Here is a 14,603-nt window from a genome sequence, read left to right as displayed (position 1 = left end):
GGGCGCGGCATCCGTCCGCCGTGGTGTGTCAGCCCTTCGTCGCGCCCGCCATCAGGCCGCGCACGAAGAACCTCTGCAGCGAGAGGAACACGATGAGCGGCACGGCCAGCACGAGGAACGCACCCGCCGAGATCAGGAACCACTGATCGCCCCACGACCCGGACAGGGAGTTCAGTGTCTGCGTCATCGGCAGCGACGAGGATGGCGCGAAAATCGTCGCCACGAGCAGGTCGTTCCACACCCACACGAACTCCAGGATGGCGAACGACGCGAGCGCCGGGGTCGCCAACGGCAGGATGATGCGGAAGAAGATCTGGCCGTGGCCCGCCCCGTCCACCCGCGCCGCTTCGATCACGTCCGAAGGGATCTCGGCGATGAAGTTGTACAGCAGGAAGATCGCCAGCGGCAGGGCGAAGATGACGTGCGCGATCCACATCGTCGCGAAGCTGTGATCGATCTCGCGCATCTCGAGGCCCGGGAAGACCGCGACGTCGCCGATCTCCAGCCCGCGCGAGAACAGGCTCAGCAGCGGCACCAGCGCCATCTGGATGGGCACGATCTGCAGCGCGAAGACCGCCACGAACAGCACGCCGCGTCCCCTGAAGTCCATCCACGCGAACGCATAGGCGGCCAGCGACGCGATCGCGAGGGCGAAGATCGTGACGGGGATCGTGATCGCGAGCGAGTTCAGGAACGACTCGCCGAGCGTCAAGGCCGTGCCGCCGGAGGTGAGGGCAGCCTCGTAGTTCCCGAGGGTGAAGTCGGGGTTGGTGAACACCGTCCACCAGCCGGAGGACGCGGAATCCGCGCCTGGACGGAACGATGTGATGAGCAGCCCGAGCGTCGGGATCGTCCACAGGAAGGCGATCGCGACGGCGATCACCGTCGCCACGGGCGACGTCATGCGTTTCTGCGCCTGCGCCTCGTTGCGACGAGTCTCGCGCGCGATCTTGCGCGCGGCCGCCCTGTCGAGTTGCGGGGTCGTCTTGGAGTCGACGGCGGTCATCACCGCACCTCCCTCTGCCGGCGGAGCTGTCTGACGTTGTAGATGATCAGCGGCGTGACGAACACGAAGATCAGCACCGCAAGCGCTGCCGCGTGCCCGTAGCTCTGGAAGCGCTGCTGCTGGTTGACCATCTCGAAGCCCAGCACCGTCGAGTTCGACCGGCCGCCGGTCATCACCGCCACGATGTCGTACAGCTTGAGTGCAGAGATCGTGATCGTCGTGAGAACGATGACGATCGCGGTGCGGATTCCCGGCACGGTGACGTTGGTGAACCGCTGCCACGCGTTGGTGCCGTCGAGCTGCGCGGCCTCCATCTGCTCGGCCGGCACCGCCTTGATGGCGGCCGACAGGACCACCATCGCGAAACCGGTCTGGGCCCACACGAAGGCGAAGAGCAGGCAGAACGTGTTCACGAGCGGCCAGACGTCCAGCCACCTCACCGGGTCTCCGCCGAAGGCGACGACGACCGCGTTGAGAAGTCCGATCTGCTCACCCTGCCGGTAGTCGTAGACGAACTTCCAGATGAGGCTGATGCTGACCGGGGCGATCGCGAAGGGGATGAACACCAGGATCTTGAGGAACCGGTCACCGCGCGCACGCTCCATGAACGCGGCGTACGCGAGCCCGACGATCGTCGCGAAGATGGGCGCGAAGATCGCCCAGATCAGCGTGTTGATGATCGACCAGAACCCCTGGGGGTTCGTGAAGGCCCAGACGTAGTTCTCCATGCCGACGAAGTTCTCGCCGGTCTTGTCGAAGAACGACTGGATGATCGTGGCGATCGACGGGTAGATGAGGCCGATCAGGATCAGGATCGCCGCGGGCGCCAGGAACAGCGTCAGCTGGTACAGATACCCCGCACCTTCGCGCGCCCGGTAGTCGGCGTAGAAGAGCAGCCCGCCCGCGATGAGCGCGATGGGGATCACGTAGATGACCGCGTTCTGGTACGGCCGCAGCATCATGAACGCCAGCACCGGGATCGCGAAGCACGAGACCAGTCGCAGCCAGAAGTAGCCCGTGCCCTTGCGGGGCGCGTACTCGATGAGCACCAGGAGGACCGCGACCACCACGCCGAAGACCAGCAGGACGATCGGAATCTGGACGAGCGGGCCCAGGTTGCCGATCCACTGGAAGAACGAGTTGAACGAGAACCCCAGCGACGTGGGCGGTGCGTCAGGGTCGGGCGGGCTCAGGAACAGGAAGACGACGAGGGCGGCGATCAGGATGAAGCCGATCGTGACCACGATGCGCGTCGTCGCGCGCGACGGCGGCTTGTTGCCGCCTCTTTCGGGCGGCGGCGTCGCCTTCGCCTGCTCCGCCGATGTTGCGGTCTGAGACATGTTCTGCCTTCCCCCGTCGACGCCGACGGATGACGTCACCCCGGTGCCGGGTCCGCTCGGCGAGGAGCGTGTAGACCCGGCACCGAGGTGCGGTGCGTCAGTTCTCGTAGCCTGCCTGGATGTCTTCCAGGACCTGCGGCGTCGGCTTTCCGTCGATCCAGTCGACCATGCCCCGCCAGAACGATCCCGAGCCGACGGTCGCCGGCATCAGGTCGGAGGCGTCGTAGCCGAACACCGTCTCGGGGTCCTGCACGATCGTCATGGCGTCGGTGAGGAACTTGCTCGAGGCAAGCGACGGGTCGGCGCCGGTGTTGGCCGAGATGGCGCCACCGAGAGCGACGCGCGCGTCGGCCCATTCCGGTGTCGACATGTACTCCGCGACTGCCTGCGTCGCGGCGTCGTCCGAGAAGACCGTCACGAACTCGCCTCCGCCCGAGACCGAGAAGGGCTCACCCTCGAATCCCGGCATGAGGAACGCGTAGACGTCGCCGTCCTCGGCCACGTCGGGTGTCGCACCCTCGGCCGTCTGCACCGCGAGGAAGTTCGCGGTGAGGAACGACGCCTGGTGCGTCAGCGCGCACGATCCGTTGGCGACGGCTGCGGCGATGGGGTCGCCGAAGGCGGTCGAGTTGATGCTCTTCACGTCTCCGAACCCGGCGTTGACGTACTTCGGGTCGAGCAGGATCTTCGCGACCTCGTCGAACGCGGCCTCGATGTCGGGGTCGGTGAACTCGACGTCGCCCGCAGCCCAGCTGTTGTACACCTCGGCACCAGACTGACGAAGCACGAGGTCTTCGATCCAGTCCGTGCCCGGCCATCCGGACGCGGCCTCGGACGAGAACCCGGCGCACCACGGCGCCGTACCGGTCTGCTCCTGGATCGTCGCGGTGAGTTCCAGCAGCTCTTCCCAGGTCGTGGGGATCTCGACGCCCCACTCCTCGAAGCTCGCCGGCGAGTAGTACACGTAGCCCTTGAGGTTCGCGAGCATCGGCGCGGCGTAGAACGTGCCGTCGACCGAGCCGTAGTCCTTCCAGGCGGGGGCCCAGTATTCGTCGACGTTGGCCGAGACCTCTTCGGTCCCCTCCTGCACCTCGCCGGTCTCGACGAGCGAGCGGAACAGCCCGGGCTGAGGCACGATCGCGATGTCGGGCGCGGAGCCACCGGCGACCTTCGTCACGATGTTGCCCTCGAACCCCTTGTCGCCGGTGTACACCACTTCGATGCCGGTGTCGGCGGTGAACTCGTCGAACGACTTCTGCAGGTTGTCAGCTTCAGAGCCGGTGATGCCGCCGGAGATCTCGACGGTCTCGCCTTCGAGCGAGCCGTCACCCGCGTCGCCCTCGTCTCCGCCCTCGGCGCAGCCCGCGAGAGTCAGTGCCGCGACGGTGGCGAGCCCCAGCGCGATGTAGCCGTGTCGACGACGTGATCGCAGTGCAGTCATGTTCGTCTGCCTCCTCTTCGAGTCGCGGAGCCGCACGCATTGCGCACCCCGCTCGTATGGATCGGGAACCGATTCCATATTCACGGTAGGGGATGCCGCAGGGCGACACAACGTCCCCGGATCACAACTCGGTAAACGCGGTCAACCGGGGTGGCATCCGCGAGGCGATCACGGCACAATGAGGCCCGGAACCGGTTCCACAATCCAGACGACGGCGGTGTCGTCGGAGGGGAGGAGGATCCGATGGCGGGCATCTCCGAGGTGGCTCGCGCGGCAGGCGTCTCGAAGTCGACGGCGTCCCGTGCGCTCACCGGCTCGGGCTATGTCTCGGCGGCGACGCGCGAGCGCGTGAGGGATGCCGCAGCCGCCCTGGGCTACGTCCCCACGACGAGCGCGGTCAGTCTCGTGACCGGCCGCACCCAGACCGTCGGCGTCGTGATGCCCTCACTCGACCGGTGGTTCTTCGCCCAGGTGCTCGAGGGAATCCAGGACGCGCTGCTCGAGCGCAGGTTCGACCTGGCGCTCTACGGCGCGCCTCCCGACTCCGCCGCACGGCGGGAGATGTTCGAGCACTTCCTCGCGAGAAAGAGGTTCGACGGGCTGATCGCTGTGGGGATCGAGCCGAGCGCGCGCGAGCTCGAGCAGCTGGTCGCCTTCGGCAAGCCCGTGGTCGCCGTCGGCGGGTACGAGGTCGGCACGAACGCGGTGTCGATCGACGACCAGGCGGCTGCCCGCATCGCCACCGAGCATCTCATCGGATTGGGTCACCGCGAGATCGTCTTCCTCGGCGGCGACCCCGACGGGCGCCGGACGAGCTTCGGCGACGGTCGCCGGCTGGACGGCTATCGCAGCGCCATGCGCGACGCCGGGCTCGAGGCATCCGTCCGTCATGTCCATTCCGAGGCCACCATGCCGGGTGGCTACCGGGCCGCGGTCGAAGTGCTGGGCGATCGCCGCACGCGCCCCACGGCGATCGTCGGCGTGTGCGACGAGGCGGCGGTCGGCGCGATCATCGCAGCGCGGCGGCTCGGCATCCGCGTTCCCGAGCGATTGAGTGTGGTCGGCATCGACGATCACCCCTACGCCGAGATGTTCTCGCTCACCACCCTGCAGCAGCGTCCGCACCAGCAGGGGCGGGCGGCTGTGCAGCTGCTGATGTGGCAGCTCGACGACCCCGGCGCCCCGACCCACCGGCTCTACGAGTCCTCGCCGCTCGTGGCGCGGAACTCCACCGCCGCGGTGGACGACGACGCGTCCGCGATCATCGGCGTCGGCCCCCGCGGCAGCGCCTGACCCCGTCCCCGCGGAACCATACCCTTTCGCGATTCCTTGCGTCGTGGAACCGCGAGAGGGTGGATTTCCGCGCGGGGTGCGGGTCAGAGCAGACCGAGGTCGCGGAACGTGCGGCCCTCCCAGGCGACGCGTTCGACGGCGTCCTCGACGCCGATCACGGTGCGGAACGTCTCACCGTCGGATGCCTCGACACGCACGAGCCCGGGATGGATCGGGGTAGCCGGTGGCCCGGTGACGACATCCTCGAGCACGCGGGTGAAGGCGCCGGTGCGGCGCAGCGGCGCGAGCAGGTCGCTGCCGTCGTGGATGTGGGCGGCGAGGTCGTCGAGGAGCGAGGTCCGGTTGAAGGCGTAGGCGCGGGGCAGCGCCGCGCCGTCTCGATGGACGTGGAGCGTGTCGAGCGTGTACAGATACACGAGGAAACCGCGCGTGCCGCGTACCAGCACGTACGGCTCCTGCCGGCGGACGGCGGTGGCCGCAAGACCTGCGGCGATGCGCGTGCCGTCGCGCAGCTCGATCACCAGCGACGACGTGTCGTCGGTGTCGATGTCGTTCGCCCGGCGCAGGTCCGCGTCGATCGCCACGACGTCCTCCGGGGCCGCGGCTCCGGCGACGGCGAACGCCGTGGCCACGGCGTGGGCGAGAGGATTCGTCACCACGCCGTCGGCGATCAGGCGTCCGTCGAGCTCACGGTGACCGGCCCACGGCGCGCGGCGCCAGTACTGCTCCGACCGCGACCACTGGCCCACCGCGCCGACGTGCACGAGGTCGCCGATGACACCGGATGCCAGGGCGTCGGCGGTCGCCGGAACACCCGCGCTGCCGAGCGACTGGAAGCCGACCTGCACCGCGCGGGAGGCGGCATCCGCCGCACTCAGGAGGGCATGGTGATCGGCGACCGAGGGCACCGGCGGCTTCTCGAGCAGCACGTGGGCGCCGCGGGCGAGCGCGAGCCGTGCGAGCTCGGTGTGGGTGGGAATCGGCGTGCTCAGCACGACGATGTCGAGATCGAGGGCCTCGATCATCGACGTCGCATCGGCGAACACCCCGGTCCCAGGTGGCACGTCGCCGCCGCCCCGGGGGTCGGCGACGGCGACGAGTTCGAGGTCCGGGCGGGCGAGCACGGCGTCGACGTGACTCCGGCCATGCCCGTGGACGCCGGCGACACCGACGCGAAGCGGTGGCGTCACAGCCCCGCCTCGGCGCGGAGCGCCGGAAGGGCCGCTTCGACCGCGCCGGCGTCGGCGAGCTCTTCGTCGAGCACATAGGCGGTCAGCTCGAGGTTCAGCTCACCCCCTTCGGGGATCGTCCGCGGCTGGTCCCACGCCACGGAGGGACCCGCGCCGAGGTACTCGGCGAAGCGGACGAACCACGGCAGGCGCTCCTCGCCCTGCGTGAGCACCACCGTCGTGCCGCGCTCCGGGAACGTGAAGGCGAGCCAGTCGGTCGCCGCGCCGTGCACATCCCGCTCGGTGTCCCCGGCCGGACTGAAGACCCGGGCGATCTCGGGGGCGAACCGCCAGAAGATCCCGCCGTAGCCCGCGCCGTCGCGGCCGTTCGTCGCCGGCGAGCCGAAGGTGATGGCGTCGAGCGTCGCTTTGAGGTGGCTGCGCCACCGCAGCGCCCAGCCGCCCGAGAGCTCAGCCGACCGGAGCTCCCGCACCTCGACCAGCTGCGTGGTGCCGTGCTCGTCGACCCAGCTGAGCCGCTCGTCGAGCGAGTGCCCGTCGATGTGCAGGCGGTCGCGCCGCTGCCGGCCGTGGTTGGGGACCATGATCGAGCCCTCGCCGCGCACGTAGGTGCGACCGCCCCAGTACGACGTGCCGTTGACGTCGGCGATCGCGAGGCTCACCCCCAGGTGGTGCGGGTGGTCGGTCGGCTCCGTAACGGAGAGCGGCGTGCCGTCGCGCGAGATCACGGCGTCGAGGTACGGGCGGGGCGAGAGCACCGAGTCGACGTTCGTCCCCTCCTCGTACTGGGCGACCACCGTCGACCCGAGCCGCAGCAGGGGGCGGGCAGGACCCACCCAGCCGCTGGCATGGGATGCCGGACCGGAACTCTGACGCGGCACCAGGACGGGCCGATAGAACAGGGCGTGGCCGGCGTTCTCGCCGTCCAGTGCTTGACGCATGCGATTCCAAGCCTGCCGCCCGATCTCGATCCGAGGAACCGACATGGTCGTCAGCGGAGGGGCGGCGAAACGGGACTGGGGGATGTCGTCGATGCCGACGATGGAGAGCTGTTGCGGAACCTCGACGCCGACCTCGCGCAGGCGCGACATCAGGCCGAGGGCGACGAGGTCGTTGAAGGCGATCGCGGCAGTGGCGCCAGTCTCGAGCACGGCGTCGGCGGCGTCATAGCCCGCCTCCATGCTCGATCCGGCCGGGATCGTGAGGAACTCGAGGTCGGGGTGCTCACGGGCGAGCTCCCCGAGCCCCTGCGCGCGCTGCTCGTTGGCGTAGCTGAGAGCGGGTCCGGCGACATACGCGATGCGCCGGTGGCCGAAGCCCCGCAGGTGCACGCCGAGCTCTTTGACCGCGGCGGTGTAGTCCACCGAGAGCTGCGCCGCAGGGGTGTCGTCCACGCGGCGGTTGACCACCACGACCGGCGTCGTGCGCTGGATCAGCTCGCGCAGCTCGGCATCCGGCATCCGTGGCGACACCAGCACGAGGGCGTCGCACTTGCTGCGCGCCTCCCCCGCGATGTCGGCCTCGACGCCGACCGCCTCCGCACTGTCGGCGACGAGCACGCGATAGCCGTCGCGCGCCGCAGCGACCGTGAGCCCCTTGAGCACGCCCTGGAACATCGGGTTCTCGAGGTCGGGCACCAGCAGCGCGATGGTGTGGCTGCTCCCCCGCACGAGGCTGCGCGCGGCCTCGCTCGGCGAGTAGTTCAGGGCGGCGACCGCACGGTTGACCTTCGCGACGATCGCGGGGTCGACGGTGGCGACGCCGTTGAGGACGCGCGACACCGATGCCTGCGACACTCCTGCGTGCTGCGCGACCTGCGCCATCGTGATCGGGCGCGCTGTGACCTCGCTCAACGGATCCCCTCCTCTCTCAATCTTGGGCGTCGACGTGCCCGGTGCGGCGCATTCGCGCGTGCGACTTCGACCCGGCGGCGGTCGCCGAGCGATTCTTGGCATGCCCGCCCGGGACCGGACCCCTCATCACTTCGGTCCGGCCCCGTGCGGTTCTGGGGACGACGGGCCGCGCCTCGGGTGGGCGCGGCCCGGCCGTCGGCTAGATGGCGGCGTCGTCGAGGGCCTGCTGCAGCTCCGCGATGAAGCTCTCAGCGGCATCCTCGGGCGTCTGCTCGCCGAACAGCACGCGCTGCGTGTGCTGGTCGATGATCGTCTCGATCGCGCCACCGCCCGGCGGGGTCGCCGGTGGGGCCTCGCCGACGCGCGGCGCGATCTCGTCGAGGAAGTCCACGACCTCCTGGTTGACCTCGTCGAGCTTGGGCGTGATGTACTCGCGGATCTTCTCGTTCGCCGGTACACCGCGCTCGGCGAGCAGCAGGTCGGCCGCTTCCTCGCTGTTCGAGAGGAAGTCGAGGAACAGCGCCACCTCGGCGGGGTACTCGGTCTTCGCAGAGGCCGACCAGAACATCGACGGCTTGTAGTACGCCGCCGCGCTCTCGCCCTCGTCGGGCGTCGGCACCATCAGCGGCTCGAGATTCTGGCCACTCGCCTCGCGCAGCGCGGCGACCTGGTTCGACCACCACGGGCCGAAGGCCGACTGGTTCGTGGCCGTGAACGACTCGGCGAGGCCCGCCGACTCACGCTCGATCGTGGCCGAGGGGTCGGGGGTGCCGCCCGCCTCGGTGGCGTCGAGCAGGTTCTGCCACCATGCGGCGAGCGTCTCTGCGGACGCCGTCACCTCGGGCGACCCGTCCTCGGCGTAGAGGGACTCGCCGTGCTGGCGCAGCCAGTTGTTGAGTCCGCCGTCCTCGAAGCCCCACGACTGCGAGCCCACGACGGCGCCGCCGCTCTTCGCGGTGACCTCCTCGGCGATCTCGTTGAGGTCTTCCCACGACCAGCTCTCATCGTCGGGCAGCTCGATGCCCAGGCTGTCGAGCACGTCGACGTTCGCCATGTAGGTGTACGAGTTGATGCCGACCGGGATGCCGTACTGCGTGCCGTCGAGGGCGCCGGTGCCGAGCACGGCCTCGGGGAAGTCGCCGGTCGGCAGCTGGTCGCCGAGGGTGCCGAGGTCGAGCAGCACGCCGTTGGCGGCGTACGTCGACAGCTGCTTCTCGTCCATCTGGATGATGTCGGGGGCATCGCCGGCGGCGACCGTCGTCGCGAGCTTGTCCCAGTAGCCCGCCCAGTCGGTGTACTGGGGCTCGATGGTGATGTTCTCGTGCTCGGCCTCGAAGGCCGCGATGAGCTCTTCCGTGATCCCGTGGCGGACGTCGTTGCCCCACCAGGTGAAGCTGAGGGTCACGGGCTCGTCTGACAGGGTCGGGCCGGTGGCGGGAGCCTCCGTCTGTCCCGCGCACGCCGTCAGCGTCAGCATCGTCGCTGCGCCGACGGAGGTCAGCAGCAACCAGCGCGGTGCGGTTGTGGTGCGTCGCATGTCTTGCATCCTTTCGACCGAAGTCGGTGTGTGGGTGTTGGTGCGTGTGATGAGGGTGGGCCGGGGGCCCGCGAAGGTGTGCGTGACGCGGACGTCACTTGATCCCGGTCGTCGCGATTCCCTTGATGAGGAACTTCTGGCCGAACAGGAAGATCAGGAAGATCGGGATGAGCGAGACGACGCTCATCGCGAACATCTGGGCGTAGTTGGTCGTGCTCTGGGCGTCTTCGAACGACCGCAGCGCGAGCGGGACCGTGTAGAGCTCGGGCTTGGTCAGGAAGATCAGCTGCGAGAAGAAGTCGTTCCACGTCCAGATGAAGGTGAAGATCGCGGTCGTCGCCAGGGCCGGCACCATGAGCGGCAGGATGATCTGCAGGAAGATGCGCGGGTGGCCGGCGCCGTCGATCCTGGCTGCTTCATCGAGCTCCTTCGGGATGCCGCGGATGAACTGCACCATCAGGAAGATGAAGAAGGCATCCGTCGCGAGCAGCTTCGGCACGATCAGCGGCAGAAAGGTGTTGATCCAGCCCAGCTGGGAGAACAGCACGTACTGCGGCACGATGATCACGTGGATCGGGAGCATGATGCTCAGGAGCATCACCGCGAACCAGAACCGCTTGCCGCTGAACGGCAGCCGCGCGAACGCGTACGCGGCCATCGAGCACGACACCAGGTTGCCGATGATGCAACCGAGCACGATCAGCGCCGAGTTCCACATGTAGACGTTGAACGGATATGCCAGGGCGTTCCACCCGTCCACGTAGTTCGAGACCTGGAAGCTGTCGGGGATGATGCTCGGATCGCGGAAGATCTCTTCGTTCGGCCGCAGCGAGCTCACGACCATCCAGATCACCGGGTAGAGCATCACCAGCGCGAGCGCGATGAGCAGCGTGTGCCGCACGATGCTCGCCATCGGCTTGCGGAACGGGCTGCGCCGGCGGGCGCGCGGTGCGCGGCCGGTGACGATCGTCTCGGTCGCGAGCGGGGCCGTCATGGCGGCGTCGTCAATCTTGGTCATCGTAGAAAACCCAAAACCTCGAGGTCCAGAACATCAGGACGGTCAGAATGCCGACGATGACCAGCAGCAGCCACGCCATCGCCGAGGCGTAGCCCATGTTGTAGTTGGTGAAGCCCTGCTGGTACAGGTACAGCGTGTAGAAGAGCGTCGAGTCGACCGGACCCCCCGTTCCGCCCGAGACGATGTACGCCTGCGTGAACGACTGGAACGTGCCGATGAGCTGGAGCACCGCGTTGAAGAAGATGATCGGGGTCAGCAGCGGGATCGTGATCCGGAACAGCTGCTGCCGGCGGCTCGCGCCGTCGACGTCGGCGGCCTCGTAGTACATGGTGGGGATCTGACGGAGCCCGGCGAGGAAGATCACCATCGGCGAGCCGAACGTCCACACGTTCAGGATCATCAGCGTGCCGAGCGCCGTGTCGGGATTGGAGATCCATCCCTGCCCCTGGATGCCGAAGACCGCGAGCACCTGGTTCACGAGGCCGTCGACGCCGAAGATCTGACGCCAGAGGATCGCGATCGCCACGCTCGCTCCGAGCAGGGAGGGCAGGTAGAACGCCGAGCGGTAGAACGCCAGTCCGCGAAGGCCCCGGTCGAGCACGATCGCGAGGAACAGCGCGACCGCGAGCTGCAGCGGCAGGGAGATGAACACGTAGCTGAACGTGACCTGCAGCGATGTGGCGAGCCGCTCATCGGTCAGCATCCGCGAGAAGTTCTCGAAGCCGATCCACTTCGGCGGGCTCAGCAGGTTGTACCGGGTGAACGACAGGCCGAACGATGCGACCATCGGGCCGATCGTGATCAGCTCCAGCCCGACGAACCACGGAGCCAGGAAAAGGTACGCGGCCTTGTTCTGCTTCTTGCCGTCCGACTTCGCGGTCTTCAGCTTGCCGAGCTCGCTGACAGCGCTCATGCGTCTGCTCCACGGGCACGGCCGGGGGGCCGTGTTCTGGGGCGGTGCGTCGTCGTCACCGTGTCCTCCGGTCTCGTCTTCGAGTGGTGAGAATGCGCTTTCTGGAATGCGCTTTCTCATTCTTGTCAGAACGGATGTCGAAGCGCAAGTCCCCAGTGAAAATCAGGCGTGGTTCGAGACCAAACCGTGAGAAAGGGATTTCGCAGATTGCGCAGTCTCAGCACGCCGCTACGATTCCCCGGGCATGACGAAGGCCCCGGATGCGAGCATCCGGGGCCTTCGTGATTCGCAGAGCGGGTTACTTGAGGGTAACCGTCGCGCCAGCCTCCTGGAGGGCGGCCTGAGCCTTCTCGGCGGTCTCCTTGTTGGCGCCCTCGAGGACAGCCTTGGGAGCACCGTCGACGACGGCCTTCGCCTCACCGAGGCCGAGCGAGGTGAGCTCGCGGACGACCTTGATGACCTGGATCTTCTTGTCGCCGGCGGCCTCGAGAACGACGTCGAACGAGTCCTTCTCCTCGACCTCTTCGGCGGGGGCACCACCGGCGGGAGCGCCGGCGGCCACGGCCACGGGGGCGGCGGCGGTGACGTCGAAGGTCTCCTCGAACGCCTTCACGAACTCGCTGAGCTCGATGAGCGTGAGCTCCTTGAACGCGTCGAGCAGCTCCTCAGTGCTGAGCTTTGCCATGATGATTCTCCTTGATAGTGGTTTTGCTACGCCGAGGCCCGATGTCAGGCCGCGGACTCCTGCTTCTCGCGCAGCGCGTCGACCGTGCGGACGGCCTTCGACGGGAGCGCGTTGAAGACGTATGCCGCCTTGGTCATCGAGGCCTTCATCGCACCGGCGAGCTTCGCCAGCAGGACTTCACGGCTCTCGAGATCGGCGAGCTTGTTGACCTCGTCAGCGCTCAGGGGGTTTCCGTCGAAGAAACCACCCTTGATCACGAGAAGAGGGTGTGCCTTGGCGAAGGCACGAAGACCCTTCGCGACGGAGACCGGGTCACCGTGCACGAACGCGATGGCAGACGGACCCTTGAGGTCGTCGTCCAGCGACGTGATCCCCGCGTTGTTCGCGGCGATCTTGGTCAGCGTGTTCTTCACCACGGCGTATTCCGCGTCCTGACGAATGCTGTTGCGCAGCTCCTTGAGCTGGGCAACCGTCAGACCGCGGTACTCGGTCAGCAGAACGGCGGTCGAGTCCTCGAAGTTCTTCGTGAGCTCGGCGACCGATGCTTCCTTCTGCGCCATGGCCACTCCTTGTGGTGTACGAGACGCTCCGCGGTGGCGGGGCGCCGGCCGGAGGCATCCGCTCATCATCTCGTCGCGGCAACAAAAAAGCTCCGGCGCAAGCGCACGGAGCGGGATTCCTGAATCCAGGAGAATCGTTCGTGACACCTGCGCGGGCCCCTGCGTTGCAGAGCTTCGATCTCCATGCGTTCACACGCACGTCGATGACCGGCGGTCTTCGGCTTCATTCATGGTAAGGGATGCCGCGCCCACCTCCAAATCGGGACGGCGAGGTGTGCACGCGGCGATGTGCGCAGACGTCGATCCCGATTCTCATACTTTCTTCACTTCCCCCGGCGGAGGGCTTTGCATATGCTCCATCGCGACGGGTGTCAACGATGACGCCCGCAATGGAGGGGAAGACGATGTACCCATCTAGAGCACTTTCCATGCGCGCCAGGACCGGGGTGATCGCGACGACGGCGGTCGCGGCCCTGGCGCTGATTCCAGCCGGCGGCGCATACGCAGCGCCCGCCCAAGCCTGCGACACGCGCACCAACAACACGTACGAGAAACTTCTCTCGTGCGTGAGCGTCGACGGAGTCCTCGAGCACCAGCAGGCGTTCCAGGCGATCGCCGACGCCAACGACGACACCCGCGCGGCGGGCACCACCGGCTACACCGCGAGCGTCGAGTACGTGGTCGACACGCTGGAAGCCGCCGGCTGGAACGTCGAACTCGACGAGTTCCCGTTCACCTTCGTGCCGCCGCCCTTCCTCGAGCAGCTGACGCCGGTCGCCGCCGAGTACGAGTCGGGCACCTTCACCGGAACCGGCTACGGGGAGCTCACGGGCAATGTGATCCCGGTCGACATCGTCCTCGACATGCCGCGCGACCCGGTCACGAGCGGCTGTGAGGCATCGGACTTCGTCGGTCTCGACTTCTCGGGCGAGAACGACATCGCGCTGATCCAGCGGGGCACATGCGAGTTCGGCGTGAAGGCGGTGAACGCGCAGACGGCGGGCGCCGAGGCCGTGATCATCTTCAACCAGGGCAACACCGAGCTTCGCTCCGGCCTCGTGACGGGAACACTGTTCGGCATCAACCAGACGCCGCTGAACATCCCCGTCGTCGGCGCGAGCTTCGCCGACGGCGCCGCGCTCGCCCAGGCGAACTCGACGGCGCACATCGTGGTCGACCAGCCCGAGTCGCGTCCTCAGGTCAACGTGATCGCGGAGCTGCCCGGCGCGAACGACTCCAACGTCGTCATGGCCGGCGCGCACCTCGACTCGGTGCTGGCCGGTCCCGGCATCAACGACAACGGCAGCGGATCGTCGGCGCTCCTGGAGATCGCCCAGCAGATCTCGAAGCTCAAGCCCGAGAACACCGTGCGCTTCGCGTGGTGGGGCGCCGAGGAGAGCGGCCTGCTCGGCTCGCGCGCGTGGGTCGACGAGCAGCTGGTGGAGGGCACCCTCGACGAGGTCGCGCTCTACCTGAACTTCGACATGGTGGCGTCGCCGAACTACATCTTCATGGTGTACGACGGTGACGAGTCCGGTTGGGATGCGCCTGCCGGCGTGCCGATCCCCGAGGGCTCCATCCAGATCGAGGACCTGTTCGAGAGCTACTACACCTGGGCGGGCGTGCCGTACGACGACGCGCAGTTCAGCGGTCGCAGCGACTACCAGGCGTTCATCCAGAACGGCATCCCGGCGGGCGGCCTGTTCACCGGCGCCGAGGTGCCCAAGACCGTGCAGCAGGCAGAGATCTGGGGCGGTGTGGCGGGCC

At 67.8% G+C, this 14,603-nt stretch carries 12 protein-coding genes; 2 read left to right on the top strand and 10 right to left on the bottom strand.

Translation table 11 applies throughout. The features are described 5' to 3' along the window. Positions 1 to 28: 28 nt before the first annotated feature. From B2K11_RS14240 to B2K11_RS14230, 3 genes are all read right to left on the bottom strand, one after another. A complete protein-coding gene (locus B2K11_RS14240; protein ID WP_163619034.1) occupies positions 29 to 1,006 on the bottom strand; it encodes a carbohydrate ABC transporter permease in 978 nt (325 codons plus the stop codon). After that, positions 1,006 to 2,346 carry a sugar ABC transporter permease gene (locus B2K11_RS14235; protein WP_163619032.1) on the bottom strand — a complete coding sequence of 447 codons (1,341 nt, stop codon included), beginning with the start codon at positions 2,344 to 2,346 and terminating at the stop codon, positions 1,006 to 1,008. Before B2K11_RS14235 ends, B2K11_RS14240 begins: the two co-directional genes overlap by 1 nt. A 97-nt stretch (positions 2,347 to 2,443) precedes the next feature. Beyond that, on the bottom strand, positions 2,444 to 3,787 hold the full coding sequence (locus tag B2K11_RS14230) for an ABC transporter substrate-binding protein (RefSeq protein ID WP_163619030.1): 1,344 nt from the start codon (positions 3,785 to 3,787) through the stop codon (positions 2,444 to 2,446). Between the two features lie 243 nt (positions 3,788 to 4,030). Between B2K11_RS14230 and B2K11_RS14225 the strand changes: the two genes are divergently transcribed. Further along, the gene (locus B2K11_RS14225) at positions 4,031 to 5,080 is read left to right on the top strand and encodes a LacI family DNA-binding transcriptional regulator (RefSeq protein WP_163619028.1); all 1,050 of its coding nucleotides are present in this window, start codon (positions 4,031 to 4,033) and stop codon (positions 5,078 to 5,080) included. Positions 5,081 to 5,163: 83 nt separating this feature from the next. Here the strand turns inward: B2K11_RS14225 and B2K11_RS14220 are convergent, their stop codons facing one another. From B2K11_RS14220 to rplJ, 7 genes are all read right to left on the bottom strand, one after another. Further along, positions 5,164 to 6,270 carry a Gfo/Idh/MocA family oxidoreductase gene (locus B2K11_RS14220; protein WP_163619026.1) on the bottom strand — a complete coding sequence of 369 codons (1,107 nt, stop codon included), beginning with the start codon at positions 6,268 to 6,270 and terminating at the stop codon, positions 5,164 to 5,166. Next, on the bottom strand, positions 6,267 to 8,123 hold the full coding sequence (locus B2K11_RS14215) for a DUF6807 family protein (protein WP_163619024.1): 1,857 nt from the start codon (positions 8,121 to 8,123) through the stop codon (positions 6,267 to 6,269). Before B2K11_RS14215 ends, B2K11_RS14220 begins: the two co-directional genes overlap by 4 nt. 199 nt (positions 8,124 to 8,322) lie before the next feature. Continuing rightward, positions 8,323 to 9,660 (bottom strand): extracellular solute-binding protein, encoded by a 1,338-nt coding sequence (locus B2K11_RS14210; protein WP_163619022.1) that lies wholly within the window; start codon positions 9,658 to 9,660, stop codon positions 8,323 to 8,325. Positions 9,661 to 9,754: 94 nt separating this feature from the next. Further along, entirely contained in the window at positions 9,755 to 10,678 is a 924-nt protein-coding gene (locus tag B2K11_RS14205; protein WP_239526072.1) for a carbohydrate ABC transporter permease, read from the bottom strand. Continuing rightward, positions 10,665 to 11,591: a sugar ABC transporter permease gene (locus B2K11_RS14200; protein WP_163619020.1), complete on the bottom strand. Its 927-nt coding sequence runs from the start codon at positions 11,589 to 11,591 to the stop codon at positions 10,665 to 10,667. Before B2K11_RS14200 ends, B2K11_RS14205 begins: the two co-directional genes overlap by 14 nt. Positions 11,592 to 11,889: 298 nt before the next feature. After that, entirely contained in the window at positions 11,890 to 12,276 is a 387-nt protein-coding gene (gene rplL / locus B2K11_RS14195; protein WP_163619019.1) for a 50S ribosomal protein L7/L12, read from the bottom strand. Between the two features lie 44 nt (positions 12,277 to 12,320). Then, a complete protein-coding gene (gene rplJ, locus B2K11_RS14190; protein WP_109211493.1) occupies positions 12,321 to 12,836 on the bottom strand; it encodes a 50S ribosomal protein L10 in 516 nt (171 codons plus the stop codon). 428 nt (positions 12,837 to 13,264) lie between these two features. On the opposite strand from rplJ, the gene B2K11_RS14185 reads away from it, so the two are divergent. Continuing rightward, positions 13,265 to 14,603, top strand: a 1,339-nt coding sequence (locus B2K11_RS14185; RefSeq protein WP_163619017.1) for a M28 family peptidase, incomplete at its 3' end; no start/stop codon positions are given.

Origin of the sequence: Microbacterium sp. B35-30 (assembly GCF_010634855.1) — a bacterium.
Lineage (GTDB): Bacteria > Actinomycetota > Actinomycetes > Actinomycetales > Microbacteriaceae > Microbacterium.
This window is presented reverse-complemented; position numbering and strand designations above follow the sequence as displayed.